The sequence below is a fragment of the Agrococcus jejuensis genome, assembly GCF_900099705.1.
GTDB lineage: Bacteria > Actinomycetota > Actinomycetes > Actinomycetales > Microbacteriaceae > Agrococcus > Agrococcus jejuensis.
Map to the genome: position 1 here is coordinate 1,247,846 of NZ_LT629695.1, position 15,316 is coordinate 1,263,161.

Below are 15,316 nucleotides of genomic sequence, written 5' to 3' on the forward strand. Positions count from 1 at the left end.
GGGTGGCCGCGGCTAGCCTGCAGACGTGTCCGAGCCGTCCTCTTCGAGCCGCGGGCGGCGTGCGCTGCGCGTCGCCGCGTTCGTCGCGACGTCGATCGTGGGCGTGCTGCTCATCGCGCTGTCCGCGACGGCGTCGGTCTCGGCCGTGCCGGGCGCGACGGAACGCGATGGCGCATCGCTCGGCATCACGGGCGTCGGCGCCGCGCTGTGGCTCGGCTCGCTCGTCGTCTCCGGCTCGTTCGTCGCGCGGCGGCGCTGGCCGTGGGTCGCGCTCGCCGGCGCGGGCGTGCTCGTGCTCGCCCTGCAGCTCGACGCCATGGCGCCGCTGCTCGTGCTCGCGAGCGTGCTCGCCCACGGCGCCGGCCGCATCCGCTGGGTGCAGGCGGGCGTCGCGCTCGCGCTCGCCGTCGTCGCCACCGTGCGCGACGTGCTGCGCGGCGACGACGCCGTCGTGGCGCTGCTGCTGCGCGACGAGTCCACCGACACCGCCCGCGTCCTCACGCTCGTGCTCGCCGGCACGGGCCTCTCGCTCGCCGTCGCCTACGGCCTCATCGTGCACGCCTCGACGCGAGCCCTGCGCGCCGAGGGCGACGCAGAGCGGCTCGAGCATCGGGCGGATGCGCTCGCCGATCGCCTCGACGTCGTCGACCGCCGCGCGGAGCTGTCGCAGGCGATGCACGACGGCGTCGCCCGCACGCTCACGCACATGCACCTGCAGGCGGCCGTGCTGCGCGACCAGCAGGGTCTGACCCCCGACGCGCGCGCGACCGCCGACGAGCTCGTGGCGCAGGCGCGCAAGGCGTCGATCGAGCTGCAGGACGTGCAGCGCGCGATCGACGCCGACTTCGGCCCGGCCGGCGGCGGCGCGCTGCTGCCCGAGCGCGGCCTCGGCGACGCGATGCAGCTGCTCGACGACGTGCGCTCGGCGGGCCACCGCGTCGACGCGGGCGTCGTGCTCACCGGCACGTCGCCGCTCACGCCGGCCGTCGACCGCACGGCGTACTGGATCCTCAGCGAGGCGCTGACGAACGCCGTGAAGCACGCACCTGGGGGCGACGCGATCGGCGTCGCCGTGTCGGGCGACGAGCGCGTCGGCATCCGCATCCGCGTCGACAACGCCGTCGGGTCGGGCACGGCGATCGGCTCGGGCACGGGCATCGCGCGCATGCGGGCGCAGGCGGCAGCGGCCGGCGGCACGCTCGACGCAGGCGCGGATGCGCGGCGTCGGTTCCGCGTCGAGGCGCACCTGCCGTGGGCGCGTCCGGGGTCCGACCTAGGATCGGATGGTGCCGCCCGTCAGGATCGCGATCGTCGAGGATGACGCGTTCGTCGCGGGCATGCTGCGCCAGCTGATCGAGGCGAGCGAGGGCTACGACGTCGTGGGCGACGCCGCGGATGCCGCGGGCATCGCACCGCTCGTCGCGGCGCACTTCCCCGACGTGCTGCTCGTCGACGTGCGGCTCGGCGAGGCGAGCGGCATCGTCGCGATCGACGCGCTGCGGCGCTCGGGCGCCGCGCGGCCGCGGGTGGTGTTCATGACGGCGCAGCTCGACGATCGCGTCGTGCGCGACGCGCTCGAGGTGGGGCTCGACGGCTTCCTGCACAAGTCCGACGTCGCGGGCAGCTGGCGCGCCGCGGTCGACGCGGCCGTGCGCGGCGAGGTCGTGCTGTCGCCCATCGTGGGGTCGTTCATCGCGCGGCAGGCCGCCGACGCCGACCGGCTCGCCGAGCGGCGCCGCGTCGAGGCCGCGGTCGCGTCGCTCACCGACGCCGACCGCGCCGTGCTGCGCGTGCTGCCCGAGGGGCTGCCGGTGCCCGAGCTCGCCCGCGCCGTGCACGTGGGTGCGACGAGCGTGAAGCAGTCGCTCGCCCGCATCCAGCAGGCGCTCGGCGTCGACAACCGCACGCAGGCGACGGTGCTCGTCGTGCGCCACGGCATCCTCGACGAGCGCTGACCCGGGCCGGGCGTCGGTCAGGCCGGCGCGAGCATCCCGAGCACGGCGTCGCGTGCGGCCGGCAGCGTCGTCCAGCCGTCGCGGTCGAGGAAGTGGCCGCCGCGCGGGACCGTCTGCACGGGCACGCCGAGCAGCGCCGCGGCTCGGGCCGACAGCTCGGGCGGCACGATCGGATCGTCGTCGCTCGCGATGACCACGACCGGCAGGTCGCCGAGGTCGGGGATCGGCGGAAGGTCGAGGAAGGCATCGAGGTCGGGCAGCGGCGGCACGCGCTCCCAGAACGGGGCGACGAGCACGACTCCGCGCACGCGGGCGCGCTCCACGCCGTCGACCGCGAGCAGCGCCGCGACCGTGCCGAGCGAGTGGCCCACGAGCACGAGCTCGTCGTCGCCCGCCATCGCCTGCCGCGCCGCCGCGACCCACGCATCCCTCGTCGGCGCATCCGAGTCGGGCAGCGCGGGGATGTCGACGTCGCCGCCGATCTCGTCGCCGAGCCACGTGAACCAGTGGGACGTCGGCATGGCGCCGTAGCCGTGGAGGATGACGAGTCGCATGCCGGATGCAACCGGGCCGGGCGCGCGCGATTCCCGATAGCGTGCGATCGGACGCGATCTCCGAGCGAAGGTGCTGCCGTGCGACTCCATCATGTACAGGTCTCGATGCCGGTCGACGGCGACGACGAGGCGAGACGCTTCTGGCGCGACACGATCGGGCTCACCGAGGTGCCGAAGCCCGAGCCGATGGCGGGGCGGGGCGGATGCTGGTTCCGCGCGTTCGACGACGCCGGTGCGGTCGTGGTCGAGATCCACATGAGCAGGCAGGAGGGGTTCGTGCCGGCGAGCAAGGCGCATCCCGCCCTCGTGCTCGACGCGATCGCCGAGCTCGAGACGCTCGCCGCGGCCGTGGTCGCCGGCGGCTACGAGGTCGTGTGGGACGACCGCCTCACGTTCCCCGGCTACGAGCGCTTCCACTGCTTCGACGGCTTCGGCAACCGCGTCGAGGTGCTGGCGCCGGCCTGAGCGCTAGGCCGTCGGGCGTCCGAGCCGTTGCGAGGTGCGCTTCTCCTATTCAGGTGCGGCTCTCCGCGCACCTCAACGGGAGCAGCGCACCTCGTAGGCGCGGAGTCCACCTCGCAACGAGCGCGGACCTCGGTCAGTCGCGGCCGCGCAGCAGCCACGGGCGGAAGAGCCGCGTGACGGCGGGCAGCACGAAGCCGACCATGATCGGCGTGAGCACGAGGCTCGTCACGAGCAGCCGCAGCACGACGGGCACGTCGGCGAAGCCGGGGATGAGGCCGAGCAGCAGCGTCACGACGACGTTGACGGGGAAGAAGCCCAGCCACACGACGACGCCCTGCTTCCAGCGCGGCGGCACGGGCTCGGCGGCGCGCACCTCGACGCGGTCCCCCTCGACGCCCTCGCCTGCGGCGGAGTCGAACCAGCCCTCGATGCCGCTGCGGCGCTCGACGCTCGCCTCGCGAGCGAAGTCCGCGCCCGCATCCACCCAGAGCCGACGCTCGTCGCTCGCCTCCCACGCGTGCAGGTTCGCGGCGGTGTCGAACCGGTAGAGCATGTGCCACGTGTCGCTGCCGGGGCGCACCTGCACCCACCCCGACCCGAGGAACCCCGGGTACGTGTGGGCGAGGTCGATGCCCTGCCGCACCCAGCTGAGCGCGTAGCGCTGCTTCGTCGGATCGACCTGCCGCTCGATGGCGACGGTGATCGGCTCGGACATGCATCCCCCTGCTGGTCGAAGGCGTTCGACGGCGGATGCGGATCCGCGAGGAGGGTGTGCCACGCGGCCAGCGACCGCGTCGTCAGTCGGGCCGGATCGGGTCGCGATCACGGGCACCGCTGGAGGGGATGACGGGAATCGAACCCGCGCTGGGTGCTTGGGAAGCACCAGTTCTGCCATTGAACTACATCCCCAGCGCCGCCTTTCGGCAGCGAGAGCCATCGTACGGCACCCGGGCTGGATGCGGGCGAGCGGGTCGGATGGGCAGGAAGTGACGCTGAGCGCACCCCGGAGGGAAGATCGCCCTCGACGAGCCGCTGCACGTCACGACGTGGCGAGCATCCCGTGGGACATGTGCACGTGAGCGACGCGGCAGGGCCGCATGCGGGATGCCGGCTCGCTCGGGTGCACATCTCCTACGCGCGAGCACCCGGGCGGCGGCACGCAGCCGCCGCCCGGGCGTCACGGCCGCGACGCGTCGTCCGACGACTCCCCAGCGTCGGACGTCGCGGCCTCCCCCTCGCGGGGGCGGGATGCGGCGGGAGGAGTGCCGGGGTCGCCACTGCGTGCACCACCACCCGCGTCGACCCCCTCCCCTGCGCCTGCATCCACGTCCTCAGGGTCCGCCGAGCCGACCCCGTCGCCGAGGTCCGCGGTCGACACCACGGCCGCCTGGGTCGCCCGCACCTTCAGCCCGCGGCGGCGCAGCGCGCGAGCGGTGTCGGCGGCGGAGCGCAGGCGCGGGTTCACGATCTCGTCGATGCCGAAGTTCAGCAGCGCCAGCGCGGTGCCGAGCAGCGCGATCGCGAGGCCGGCGGGCACGAACCACCACCACGCGCCGCGCGCGAGCGCCTGGTTCGACTGCGCCCAGAAGAGGATGGTGCCCCAGTTCCAGTCGCTGATCGACGTGACGCCGATGAACGCGAGCGTGATCTGCGCGAGCACGGCAGCGGTGACGGTGCCGACGAAGCTCGACGCGATGAGTGCCATGAGGTTCGGCAGCATCTCGACGACGATGATGCGCCACGTCGACTCGCCGCTCGCCTTCGCGGCGAGCACGAAGTCGCGGCGCCGCAGCGAGAGCGTCTGGGCGCGCAGCACGCGCGCGCCCCACGCCCATCCCGTGATGGCGATGACGACGGCGATCAGCAGGGTCGATCCGCCGACCTGCGACGCGACGATGATGACGAGCGGCAGGCCCGGCAGCACGAGGAACACGTTCGTGAGGGCTGAGAGCACGTCGTCGGCGGCGCCCGACAGGTAGCCGGCGGTCACGCCGACGAGCACGGCCATGACGGTCGCGATGACGCCCGAGATGAGGGCGACGAGCGCGACGCCGCGAGCGCCGACGAGCAGCTGCGACAGGATGTCCTCGCCGAGGTTCGTCGTGCCCAGCAGGTGCGCGGGGCTCGGCGGCTGCAGCGAGTCGGGTCCGGTCGCCGACGGATCGTAGGGCGCGACGATCGGGCCGAGGACGGCCATGAGCGTGAAGAGCGCGAGCATGATCAGGCCCGCCATGGCCTTGCGGTTGTGCAGCAGCAGCGCGAGGCCGTTGCCGGCACGGCGCGGGGGCGCGGGCGTCGCGGCCTGCGCGGCGGTCGACTGGGGCATCACCATGTCAGGCCTCCTGCCGGGTGCGGGGATCGAGGATGGCGTAGGCGATGTCGGCGAGCACGTTGGCCACGAGCACCGACAGCGTGATGCAGAGGAAGATGCCCTGCATGAGCGGGTAGTCCTTGGCGCCGACGGCCTGGAACAGCACGAAGCCGACGCCGGGATAGCTGAACACCATCTCCATCACGAGCGTGCCGCCCACGATGAAGCCGAGCGACAGCGCGAACGACGACACCTGCGGCAGGATCGCGTTGCGCGCCGCGTAGGCGGTCGCGATGCGGAAGCGGCGCAGGCCCTTCGCCTCGGCGACGGTGATGTAGTCCTCGTCGAGGACGGTCACCATCATGTTGCGCATGCCGAGGACCCAGCCGCCGAGCGACGACACCACGATCGTGAGCGCCGGCAGGATCGCGTGCTCGATGACCGAGGCGATGAACGGCCACGAGAACGACGGCAGCAGCCCGGGGTCGTAGCCGTGGGATGCGGGCAGGATCGGCCAGACGACGGCGAATGCGAGGATGACGATGAGGCCGAGCCAGAAGTACGGGATGGCGCCGAAGAACGTCGAGATCGGCACGATGGCGTCGGCCCACGTGCCGCGTCGCCAGCCGATGTACGTGCCGATGGCGGTGCCGAGCACGAACGACAGCAGCGTCGCGATGCCGACGAGCCCGAGGGTCCACGGCAGCGCCTGCGCGATGACGTCGCCGACGGGCGTGGGGAAGAACGTGAACGACAGGCCGAGGTCGCCGCGCAGCAGCAGCCCGAGGTACTCGACGTACTGCTGCCAGATCGACGCATCCTCGTCGAGTCCGAACAGCACGCGCAGCGCCGCGATCGAGTCGGTCGACAGCTGCCCCTGGTAGCGGGCGATGAGCGACTGCACGGGGTCGCCGGGCATGAGGCGCGGCACGAGGAAGTTGATCGTGAGCGCTGCCCAGAGAGCGATGACGTAGAAGATGGCGCGGCGGGCGAGGAACCTCATGCGGCACCTCCCGCGAAGTGGCGCGCGGGGTCGGGCGACGCGTCGCGCAGGCGGCGCGTGTACTCGTGCTGCGGGTCGAGGATGACGTCGTCGGCCGGGCCCTGCTCGACGATGCGCCCCTGGTGCATGACGGCGATCTCGTCGGAGAAGTGCCGCGCGGTCGCGAGGTCGTGCGTGATGTAGAGCATCCCGAGGCCCTCCTGCCGCTGCACGTCGGCGATGAGGTTCAGCACGCCGAGGCGGATGGAGACGTCGAGCATCGAGACGGGCTCGTCGGCGACGAGGTAGTCGGGCTCGGCCGCGAGGGCGCGAGCGATGGCGACGCGCTGCCGCTGTCCGCCCGAGAGCTCGTGCGGGCGGCGGGCGGCGAACGTGTCTCCGGGCGTGAGGCGCACGCGCTCGAGCAGCTCGATGACGCGGGCGTGCACGTCGGCGGCGGGCACGCGACGGTGGATGCGCAGGGGCCGCTCGAGGTGGTGGCCGACCGAGTGGTACGGGTTGAGCGACGCGAACGGGTCCTGGAAGACCATCTGCACGCGGCCGCGATAGGCGCGGGCACCGCGGCCGCGCGAGCGGGGGCGCTCGCCGTCGAGCAGCAGCCGCCCCGACGTGGGCCGCTCGAGCAGCGTGAGCATCTTCGCGATCGTCGACTTGCCGGAGCCCGACTGGCCGACGAGCGCGAGCGTACGGCCGGGCTCGAGGCGCACCGAGACGCCGTCGACGGCGGCGACGCGACCCGTGCCCGGCACGCGGTACGTCTTCGAGACGTCGACGAGCTCGAGCGTCATGCTGCGCCTCCCTCGGCCGCGCGCGACGCATCCGCCGCCACCCGCGGCCCGCGGTCGATGAGCCGCTCGGCGCCCGTGAGCGACGGGAACGACTGCAGCAGGCGCTGCGTGTACTCCGACTGCGGCGCCCGGTACAGGTCGGCGGCGGTCGAGAGCTCGACGATGCGGCCCTGCAGCATCACGGCGATGCGGTCGGAGATCTCGAGCAGCAGCGGCAGGTCGTGGGTGATGAAGACGATCGAGAACCCGAAGCGCTGCCGCAGCTCGGCGATCTCGTGCAGGATGTCGCGCTGCACGAGCACGTCGAGCGCCGTCGTGGGCTCGTCCATGATCATGAGCTGCGGGCGCAGCGACAGCGCCATCGCGATCGTGACGCGCTGCCGCATGCCGCCCGAGAGCTCGTGCGGGTACGAGCGCAGGCGGTCGGCGCCGACGCCCGTGAGCTCGAGCAGCTCGGCGCAGCGGTCGCGCCGCTCGCGTCGCGACATCGACGGGCGGTGCCGAGAGAGGACGTCGGCCATCTGCGTGCCGATCGACAGCACGGGGTTGAGGGCGTTCATCGCGCCCTGGAACACCATCGACACCCGATCCCACCGGTAGTCCGACAGCTCGGCGTCGGTCATGGCGTTGACGTCGACGTCGGGGTGCTCGTCGTCGCCGTGCAGGATCGTCGTGCCCGAGCGGATGACGGCGGGCGGCCGCAGCAGGCGGTTGATGCCGTAGGCGAGCGTCGTCTTGCCCGAGCCGGACTCGCCGGCGAGCCCGAGCAGCTCGCCGCGACCGAGGTCGAACGAGACGTCCTGCACGGCGTGCACGGGCTCGGCGGTCTCGTACACGATGCTCAGGTCGCGCACGCTGAGCAGCGGGGATGCGGTGGTCATGATCGCCTTCGATCGAGAAGTGGCCAGGTGCGAGGGGCCCGGGTGGCGGCGGGCAGGAGGTGGATGGGGCGCCGCAGCCCGCGGCGCCCCATCCGGTGCGGGTCAGTCGCCCGCGGGCTGCAGCTCCATGAGGATGCGCGACACCTGCGTGCCGGTCGGCTGCGGCTGCGCGTACGGGTTGGACTCGTCGGGCCAGCCCTCCCAGTGCAGCGTCGAGTACTCGGCCGCGAACGGCTTCACGACGATCGGGATCGCCGGCACCTGGTCGACGAACACCTGCTGCAGCGTGGCGAGCGCGGCGGTCTGCGCCGCCTCGTCCGACGACGTCGCGTAGGTCTGCAGCGCCTCGGCGGCCGAGGCGTCGTCGAAGCGACCGAAGTTCCACGTCGCCTGCTCGCCCATGGGCTGCAGGTACTGGCCGCCCATGACGTTCGCGTACACCTCGTACGGCGTCGAGCCGGTCTCGGTCCAGTGCATCATCGCCTGGAAGTCGCCGTTGCCGATCGCCTCCATCCAGCCGTCGACCGTGGTCGCGTCGACGTCGGCCGACATGCCCAGCTGCGACGCGGCATCCACGATGAGCTGGTCGGCGGTGAGGTAGTCGTTCCAGCCCGACGGGTTGGTGATCGTGAACGTCACGGCCTCGCCCGACGGGTCGAGCAGCTGCTCGCTCGCGTCCCACGTGTAGCCGGCGGCCTCGAGCACGTCGCGTGCGCCCTCGACGTCGACCGAGAGCGTCGCATCCAGGTACTCGGGAGCGAGGAACGGGTCGCCGACGGGCTGCGCGATGCCCGTGGGGTTCGTGACGGGCGGGAAGAGGTCGCTCGTCGCCTGCGCCGAGATGACGTCGCGGTCGATGACCATGTTGAGCGCCTGGCGCACGGCGAGGTCGTCGAAGGGCGCCGCCTGCGTGTTGAGGAACAGCGCGTCGATCGCGAGGCCCGGGGCCGCCCAGTACTGCAGGTGCTCGGGGTCGTTGGCGACGTAGACCGACTCGATGTCGGCGATGAACGTCCAGCCCCACTGCACCTCGCCGTTCGACAGCGCGGTCGTGAGGGCGTTGTTGTCGGTGTACGACGTGTACCGCAGCTGCGGCACGGCGGGCTCGCCGCCCCAGTACTCGGGGTTGACGTCGAGGATGGCCGCCTGGCTCGTCCACGAGGAGAGCGTGTACGGGCCGGTGCCGACGGGCTCCTGGTTGAGCTCGGTGGCGGGGTCGTCGATCTCGCTCCAGATGTGCTCGGGCACGACGATCATCGACAGCACGCGGTCGCGGTTCACGAACTGCGGCTCGGTGAACGTGATGGTGACGGCGTCGCCGTCGACGGTCACCTGGTCGTAGGGCAGGCCGGCGGTGTTGAGGCCCTCGGCGTCGCGCAGCAGCTCGGCGGTGAAGGCGATGTCGTCGGCGGTGAAGTCCTCGCCGTCGCTCCACGTCACGTCCTCGCGAGCCGTGAACGTGAACGCCGTGTAGTCGTCGTTCCACTCGTACGCGGAGGCGAGCCACGGCTCGGGGTCCGCGGTGAAGTCGACGGGGTTCACCTGCACGAGCGGCTCGTACATGGCCCAGGCGTAGCCGAGCGACAACGCCGACGACGTGCCGGTGAAGGGGTTCTGGTTGTTCGTCTGCGTGCCGTTGGGCATGCCGATGGTGAGCACGTCGCCTCCTTGCGCCGCACCTCCACCATCGCTGCAGCCGGCGACGCCGACCGTGACCGCGAGGGCCGCTGCGGCGGCCACCCATCGTCGAGAGATCATCGTGCTCCTCCTGGTAGTGCGCTCGCCCCCACGGCGAGCTGCTCCCGGGCGCACCCGGGGTGGTCGATGGCGACGGTCGTGCCCGTCGCGGGGTCGAGGGCGGCGGCGAGGCTGCCGCCGATCGCGAGGCGCACGCGGCCCGCGGGGATGCGCCAGCCGCCGTCCCAGCGGCGCAGCGCGTCGGTCTCGACGCGCACGGTCGCGTGCACGGTCTCGCCCGCGGCGACCTGGACCCGGGCGAAGCCGGCGAGGGATGCGACGGGCCGGTCGGCGTCGTCGGGGTCGCTCGGGTCGGCGAGCAGGTAGGCCTGCACGACCTCGCTGCCCGCGCGGCCCGCGGTCTCGGCGAGCTCGACGTCGACGACGATCGCGTCGCCGTCGAGACCGGCGGATGCGCCGCGATAGGCGACGTCGGTCCAGCCGAGTCCGTGGCCGAACGAGGCGGCCGGCACGGCGCCGGAGCGCAGCCAGCCGCGGTAGCCGACGTCGAGCCCGTCGGCGTAGTCGACGCGCAGGCCCGCGTCGGGGATCGCGTGCGGCACGGGCACGTCGGCCTCGCTCGCCGGCAGCGTCCACGGCAGACGGCCCGCGGGCTCGGCGACGCCCGTGAGCACGTCGGCGAGCGCGCCGCCCCACTCCTGGCCGCCGAACCATCCCCACAGCACCGTCCGCGCGCGGTCGAGCCACGGCAGCAGCACGGGCGCGCCGGCGTTGACGACGACGATCGCGTCGGGTGCGACGTCGAGGATGCGGGTCACGAGCTCGTCCTGGCGACCGGGCAGCGCGAGCGTCGTGCGATCCCAGCCCTCCGACTCCGACTCCTCCGTCGTGCCGACGACGACGATCGCGACGTCGGCGTCGCGCGCGGCGGCGACGGCCTCGGCGATCTCGGTCTCGACCTGCTCGCTCGGCGGCCGGTGCCGCAGCACGCCGCGGGCGAAGCGACCGTAGCCGCCGGCGCGGATGACGTCGAGCATGACGCGGATCGTGACGGTGCGCGGCTCGTCGACCTCGATGGCGTGCTGCACGCCGTCGGGGTTGTTCACCGACGAGTCGAGCACGACCTCGTGGCTCGCGCGCTGCTCGGACTCGGAGACGACGACGCCGTCGACCTCGACGCGGTGGCGCCCGACGGTGCCGAGCTGCAGCACGTGCGTGCCGGGCTCGGCGAGCAGCGCCTCGCCCACGAGCTCGACGTGGTCGACGCCCTCGGCGATGTCGTGCAGCCAGCCCTCCCACGGGCCGGCGATCGGCTCGTCGACGCCGTCGCCCACGAGACGCGCGTGCAGCACGACGCCGCCGGGCACGGGCACGTCGACCTGCGGCATGGGGTCGGGGAAGCGGCGGCTCGAGCCGCCGCGGCGCACGTGCACCTCGGCGTCGGGCAGCGCCGCGACGATGCCCTGCTCGGGCGTGACGATGCGCTCGGGATGCACGGTCGACGAGCCGCCGCCCAGCACGTGCGGGCGCACGGCGTTCGGGCCGATCAGCGCGACCGAGCGGGCGCCGACGATGCTCGGCAGGCCGGATGCGGGGCGCCGCAGCACGACGACGGCGCCGGATGCCGACGCGCGCACGAGCGCGCGGTCGCGGTCGTCGGCGGGCGGCGGCACGGGAGAGGTGCCGTCGAAGCAGCCCGTGCGGGCTGCGACGCGCAGCACGTTCCGCACCTGCGCATCCACGACCTCCTCGGGCACGCGGCCCGCGCGCACGGCGGCGACGAGCGCCTCGCCCCACGGGCCACCCGGGCCGGGCATCGTCACGTCGAGGCCGCCGAGCGCCGTCTCGTCGGTCGTCGACGCGGCGAGCCAGTCGCTCACGACGATGCCGTCGAAGCCCCACTCGTCGCGCAGCACGTCGCGCAGCAGGTGGCGGTGCTCGGTCATCGGCGCCGACTCGGTGCCGTCGTCGACGTCGTTGTACGCGGCCATGATCGCCCAGGCGCCCGCGCGCACGGCGGCCTCGAACGGCGGCAGGTACGCCTCGCGCAGCGTGCGCTCGTCGACGTCGCTCACGTACTCGGTGCGCTGCGTCTCGGAGTCGTTCGCGACGTAGTGCTTGATGCACGCGGCGACGCCGCCCGCCTGGATGCCCGCGACGAACGCCGCGCCGAGCACGCTCGTGAGCAGCGGATCCTCCGACAGGCACTCGAAGTGGCGGCCGCCGACGGGCGTGCGCTGCAGGTTCACCTGCGGTGCGAGCACGACGTCGACGCCCTTGCGCCTCGCCTCGGCGGCGATGAGGCGACCGACCCGATCCATGATCTCGGGGTCGAAGTGGGCGGCGAGCGCCGTGGGCGACGGCAGCAGCAGCGAGCGCTCGCCGTCGACCTCGCCCGTGCCGCGCACGCCGACGGGGCCGTCGGACATCGTGAGGCCGCGCAGGCCGATCGCCGGGATCGCGGGCAGGCGCCAGGCGGTCTCGCCCGTGAGCAGGCCGACCTTCGTCGGCAGGTCGAGGAGGGCGATGCGCTCGTCGAGCCATGCGTCGGTCGGCTCGCGGTGCGGCTGCGGCAGCGCGGTCGACCAGGCGGCCGGCTTCGGGGTCATCGTCGACTCCATCCATCCTCGGATTGGAAGCGACCATAACTTACTGACCTGTCAGTAACAAGTGCTAGGTTCGCAGGCATGGTCGACGACGCCGCAGCCAAGCCCACGCGCACGCGTCCCGTGGCCGCCGATCGCAAGCGCGCGATCCTCGAGGCCGCCATGGTGACGTTCGGCATGCGCGGCTACCTCGGCGGGTCGCTGCAGGACGTCGCGAAGCAGGTCGGCATCACCCACGCGGGCGTGCTGCACCACTTCGGCTCGAAGGAGCAGCTGCTGCTCGACCTGCTCGAGTACCGCGACGCCGTCGACGTCGAGCCGCTGCCCGGCGGGCACATCCCCGAGGGCGCGCAGCTGCTGCCGCACCTGCAGACGACCGCGCACCGCAACGCGTCGCGGCCGGGAGCCGTGCAGGTGTTCACGGTGCTGTCGGCCGAGGCCGTCACCGAGGGGCATCCGGCCGGCGAGTACTTCCGCTCGCGCTACGAGCACCTGCGCGGCGTCGTGCGCGCCGCGCTCGTGGATGCGGGCATGGATGCGGCGGATGCGCGCGTGCCCGCCGTCGCCGCGTCGATCCTCGCCGTCATGGACGGCCTGCAGGTGCAGTGGCTGCTCGACCCCGACGCCGTCGACCTGGGCGAGGCGACGTCGGTCGCGATCGACGCGATCCTCGCGGGCGTCGGCGTGACGGTGGCGGCGCTGTAGCGATCGCCCCACGGGCGCCCGCTGCCCAAGACCGCTCCTCGAGGTGCGAGCGAAGCGAGCCTCGAAGGGTGCCCATCGGATGCCGCGCCCCCAGCAGCTGGTCGAGGAGCGCGCGAGCCCCTGGGCGAGCACACGTCGCGAGACCACGCGATCGCCGCTCCCACCCAGCCACGCACACGGTCGCGTCGAGCGAGCACGCACACGGTCGCGTCGAGCGAGCACGTCACGAGGTCTCGTGACGGCTCCTCGCCTGCGGCTCGGGGCCTCCTCGACCAGCTGTGGTGAGGATCCGCTCCCCATGACCGCGCCTCGAGGTGCGAGCGGAGCGAGCCTCGAAAGGTGCACCGCGCCGACTCAGCGCAACGCCCGCAGGTAGCGGCGCAGCGCCACCTCCTGCACGGCGCGCAGCGCGGGGAAGGCCGCCCGCCACGGCCCCGACGGCGCAGCGCGCGTGAGCGCCCGCACCGTCAGCACCACCGCATCCCCGTCGACGTGCACGACGAACGCCTCCTCGCTGGCGACGGGATGCCCCGCGAGCGTCGCGTAGGCGAAGCCCGCCCGCGTCGGCTCGTCGACGACCTCCACGACCTCGATCGGCTCGCGCACGACCACGGGGCCGACGCGCGCCGTCACGAGCAGCCGCTCCCCCGCCGTCGCGGGCCCCGGCGGGATCGCGAACCCCGAGCGCCGCTTCACGACCCAGTGCAGCACGGCGTCGCGCAGCCGCGACCAGTCCTCGGCCCCGCCGACGACCGCCGTGCGCTCGATCGCGCGCCACCCATCCGGCGGCGCCCACGCGGCCGAGGCTGGCTGCGTCGACGACGCAGCCGGCCCCGTGCGCGCGAGCGCGTCGAGCATCATCGGAAGTCCGCGCCGTCGTCCCACGCGTGCAGCCGTGACGAGGTTCGAGGGCGTCGGATCCGTAGGCGCAGGGCTGCGGCCATGACGGAGCCAACCGATCCGAGTCGCGTGCTCACTGCTTGGGCGTCGGCTCCGCCGTCGTGGCCTTCGACGACGACTGCAAGGCGCCCTGCTCCTCCTCGACGGTGTAGCCCGAGTGCAGGCGCACCTTCTCGGGCTCCGCAGCGTCGCCCTTCGCAGCGGCGGTGCGCTTGCGCTTGCGCGCCGCGTACGCGAGGTTCAGCACCTCGACGAGCACGGCGAACACCATCGGGCCGTAGATGAACGCCTTCTCGATGTGGAACCCGAAGCCCTCGGCAACGAGGAAGACGCCGATGAGCACGAGGAACGCGAGCGCGAGCATCTTCACCGTCGGGTGGTTGTTCACGAACGTGAAGATGTGCTTCGCGGCCACGAGCATGAGGCCGAACGACAGCACGACGACGGTGATGATCACGACGATGCGGTCGGTCATGCCGACGGCCGTGATGACGGAGTCGAGCGAGAAGACGAGGTCGAGCGCGAGGATCTGCGCGATGACGGCGCCGAACGTCGCCTTCGCCGCGCCGCCGCTCGACCCGTGGTCGTCGGCGCCCTCGAGCTTGTGGTGGATCTCGGTGACCGCCTTGTAGAGCAGGAAGCCGCCACCGAGGATCAGGATGAGGTCCTTGCCCGAGAACTCGGGATCGAACGGCGTGCCCTCGAGGAAGCCGATCGTGAACAGCGGCTGCGTGAGCGTGATGATCCAGCCGGCGAGCAGCACGAGCAGCACGCGCATGACCATCGCGAGCGTCAGGCCGAGGTTGCGGGCCTTCGCCTGCTGGTCGGCGGGCAGCTTGGCGGCGAGGATGGAGATGAAGATGACGTTGTCGACGCCGAGGACGACCTCGAGCACGAAGAGCGTGAGGAACACCGCGACGAGGTCGGGCGTGAACTCCAGGGAGAAGTCGAGGGGCATGGCTCGATCCTGGCCGAACCTCGCTGGGAACACGCGGGTGCGCGTGCGACGATGACGCGGTGACGACTCCCCCGCCGTACCCCGGCCAGCAGCAGCCCGCACCGCAGGGATGGCCGCAGCGTTCGTTCGCCCCGCCGCAGCAGTTCCAAGCGGTGCCGGACTCGATGCTCGCGTCGCAGCGATCGACGCGCGTCCCGACGCGCGCGCTCGTGTGGGGCATCGTGGCGATCGTCGTGTCGACGCTGCCGCTGCTCAACTGGTTCACGCTCGCGCCCGGCATCGTCGCGATCCAGTACGGCATCGCGGCGCGTGCGCAGCGCCTCGCCGGCGGCGGTCGGGCCGTGTGGGCGATCGTGCTCGGCGCGCTCGCGATCCTCGGATCCGTCGGCTGGATCATCGTGCACTTCGTGGCGTTCGTCAGCCTGCTCGGCGCGGGCGCCTCCACCCAGTACTGAGTCGAGGGTTTCGGCCCGATGTGACCTCACATCGGGC

Annotated in this window: 15 protein-coding genes and 1 tRNA gene; 5 read left to right on the forward strand and 11 right to left on the reverse strand. The window is 72.9% G+C overall.

What is annotated here, in order from left to right:
- The first annotated feature begins 25 nt into the window (after positions 1–25).
- Together BLQ67_RS05845 and BLQ67_RS05850 are read left to right on the forward strand one after the other, a co-directional pair.
- A complete protein-coding gene (locus BLQ67_RS05845; protein WP_092503307.1) occupies positions 26–1,321 on the forward strand; it encodes a sensor histidine kinase in 1,296 nt (431 codons plus the stop codon).
- A complete protein-coding gene (locus BLQ67_RS05850; RefSeq protein ID WP_172802257.1) occupies positions 1,287–1,955 on the forward strand; it encodes a response regulator transcription factor in 669 nt (222 codons plus the stop codon). The genes BLQ67_RS05845 and BLQ67_RS05850 overlap by 35 nt, the downstream gene beginning before the upstream one ends.
- A 17-nt stretch (positions 1,956–1,972) precedes the next feature.
- Here the strand turns inward: BLQ67_RS05850 and BLQ67_RS05855 are convergent, their stop codons facing one another.
- Complete coding sequence (locus BLQ67_RS05855; RefSeq protein ID WP_157674687.1) at positions 1,973–2,509, reverse strand: RBBP9/YdeN family alpha/beta hydrolase; 537 nt, start codon at positions 2,507–2,509, stop codon at positions 1,973–1,975.
- 78 nt (positions 2,510–2,587) lie between these two features.
- On the opposite strand from BLQ67_RS05855, the gene BLQ67_RS05860 reads away from it, so the two are divergent.
- Positions 2,588–2,974, forward strand: coding sequence for a VOC family protein (locus BLQ67_RS05860; RefSeq protein ID WP_092503312.1), 387 nt, complete (start codon positions 2,588–2,590; stop codon positions 2,972–2,974).
- Positions 2,975–3,107: 133 nt separating this feature from the next.
- Here the strand turns inward: BLQ67_RS05860 and BLQ67_RS05865 are convergent, their stop codons facing one another.
- From BLQ67_RS05865 to BLQ67_RS05900, 8 genes are all read right to left on the reverse strand, one after another.
- Positions 3,108–3,689: an antibiotic biosynthesis monooxygenase gene (locus tag BLQ67_RS05865; RefSeq protein ID WP_092503314.1), complete on the reverse strand. Its 582-nt coding sequence runs from the start codon at positions 3,687–3,689 to the stop codon at positions 3,108–3,110.
- Between the two features lie 120 nt (positions 3,690–3,809).
- A tRNA-Gly gene (locus tag BLQ67_RS05870) sits at positions 3,810–3,883 on the reverse strand.
- Positions 3,884–4,151: 268 nt separating this feature from the next.
- Positions 4,152–5,306, reverse strand: coding sequence for an ABC transporter permease (locus BLQ67_RS05875; protein WP_092503316.1), 1,155 nt, complete (start codon positions 5,304–5,306; stop codon positions 4,152–4,154).
- A gap of 1 nt (position 5,307) precedes the next feature.
- Entirely contained in the window at positions 5,308–6,288 is a 981-nt protein-coding gene (locus BLQ67_RS05880; RefSeq protein ID WP_092503318.1) for an ABC transporter permease, read from the reverse strand.
- Positions 6,285–7,076, reverse strand: a complete 792-nt coding sequence (locus tag BLQ67_RS05885) for an ABC transporter ATP-binding protein (protein ID WP_092503320.1) — start codon at positions 7,074–7,076, stop codon at positions 6,285–6,287. Before BLQ67_RS05885 ends, BLQ67_RS05880 begins: the two co-directional genes overlap by 4 nt.
- Entirely contained in the window at positions 7,073–7,957 is an 885-nt protein-coding gene (locus BLQ67_RS05890) for an ABC transporter ATP-binding protein (protein WP_092503322.1), read from the reverse strand. The genes BLQ67_RS05885 and BLQ67_RS05890 overlap by 4 nt, the downstream gene beginning before the upstream one ends.
- Positions 7,958–8,059: 102 nt before the next feature.
- Positions 8,060–9,715, reverse strand: coding sequence for an ABC transporter substrate-binding protein (locus tag BLQ67_RS05895; RefSeq protein ID WP_092503324.1), 1,656 nt, complete (start codon positions 9,713–9,715; stop codon positions 8,060–8,062).
- A complete protein-coding gene (locus BLQ67_RS05900) occupies positions 9,712–12,264 on the reverse strand; it encodes a beta-glucosidase family protein (RefSeq protein WP_092506793.1) in 2,553 nt (850 codons plus the stop codon). Before BLQ67_RS05900 ends, BLQ67_RS05895 begins: the two co-directional genes overlap by 4 nt.
- A gap of 78 nt (positions 12,265–12,342) precedes the next feature.
- Here BLQ67_RS05900 and BLQ67_RS05905 point away from each other — a divergent pair, with 78 nt between their 5' ends.
- Positions 12,343–12,966: a TetR/AcrR family transcriptional regulator gene (locus tag BLQ67_RS05905; protein WP_092503326.1), complete on the forward strand. Its 624-nt coding sequence runs from the start codon at positions 12,343–12,345 to the stop codon at positions 12,964–12,966.
- Positions 12,967–13,320: 354 nt separating this feature from the next.
- On the opposite strand, the gene BLQ67_RS05910 is transcribed toward BLQ67_RS05905, so the two are convergent.
- Both BLQ67_RS05910 and BLQ67_RS05915 read right to left on the reverse strand, forming a co-directional pair.
- Positions 13,321–13,827, reverse strand: coding sequence for a DUF1990 family protein (locus BLQ67_RS05910; protein WP_231945180.1), 507 nt, complete (start codon positions 13,825–13,827; stop codon positions 13,321–13,323).
- 112 nt (positions 13,828–13,939) lie between these two features.
- Entirely contained in the window at positions 13,940–14,824 is an 885-nt protein-coding gene (locus BLQ67_RS05915; protein ID WP_092503328.1) for a TerC family protein, read from the reverse strand.
- Positions 14,825–14,883: 59 nt separating this feature from the next.
- Between BLQ67_RS05915 and BLQ67_RS05920 the strand changes: the two genes are divergently transcribed.
- A complete protein-coding gene (locus BLQ67_RS05920) occupies positions 14,884–15,279 on the forward strand; it encodes a hypothetical protein (protein ID WP_092503330.1) in 396 nt (131 codons plus the stop codon).
- The last annotated feature ends 37 nt before the right edge of the window (positions 15,280–15,316 follow it).

Excerpts from the sequence above, each read along its gene's own strand:
- BLQ67_RS05855 (WP_157674687.1), bottom strand. The coding sequence starts at position 2,509 with ATGCGACTCGTCATCCTCCACGGCTACGGCGCCATGCCGACGTCCCAC.
- BLQ67_RS05865 (WP_092503314.1), bottom strand. The coding sequence starts at position 3,689 with ATGTCCGAGCCGATCACCGTCGCCATCGAGCGGCAGGTCGATCCGACG.
- BLQ67_RS05875 (WP_092503316.1), bottom strand. The coding sequence starts at position 5,306 with ATGGTGATGCCCCAGTCGACCGCCGCGCAGGCCGCGACGCCCGCGCCC.
- BLQ67_RS05880 (WP_092503318.1), bottom strand. The coding sequence starts at position 6,288 with ATGAGGTTCCTCGCCCGCCGCGCCATCTTCTACGTCATCGCTCTCTGG.
- BLQ67_RS05885 (WP_092503320.1), bottom strand. The coding sequence starts at position 7,076 with ATGACGCTCGAGCTCGTCGACGTCTCGAAGACGTACCGCGTGCCGGGC.
- BLQ67_RS05890 (WP_092503322.1), bottom strand. The coding sequence starts at position 7,957 with ATGACCACCGCATCCCCGCTGCTCAGCGTGCGCGACCTGAGCATCGTG.
- BLQ67_RS05895 (WP_092503324.1), bottom strand. The coding sequence starts at position 9,715 with ATGATCTCTCGACGATGGGTGGCCGCCGCAGCGGCCCTCGCGGTCACG.
- BLQ67_RS05900 (WP_092506793.1), bottom strand. The coding sequence starts at position 12,264 with ATGACCCCGAAGCCGGCCGCCTGGTCGACCGCGCTGCCGCAGCCGCAC.
- BLQ67_RS05905 (WP_092503326.1), top strand. The coding sequence starts at position 12,343 with ATGGTCGACGACGCCGCAGCCAAGCCCACGCGCACGCGTCCCGTGGCC.
- BLQ67_RS05910 (WP_231945180.1), bottom strand. The coding sequence starts at position 13,827 with ATGATGCTCGACGCGCTCGCGCGCACGGGGCCGGCTGCGTCGTCGACG.
- BLQ67_RS05915 (WP_092503328.1), bottom strand. The coding sequence starts at position 14,824 with ATGCCCCTCGACTTCTCCCTGGAGTTCACGCCCGACCTCGTCGCGGTG.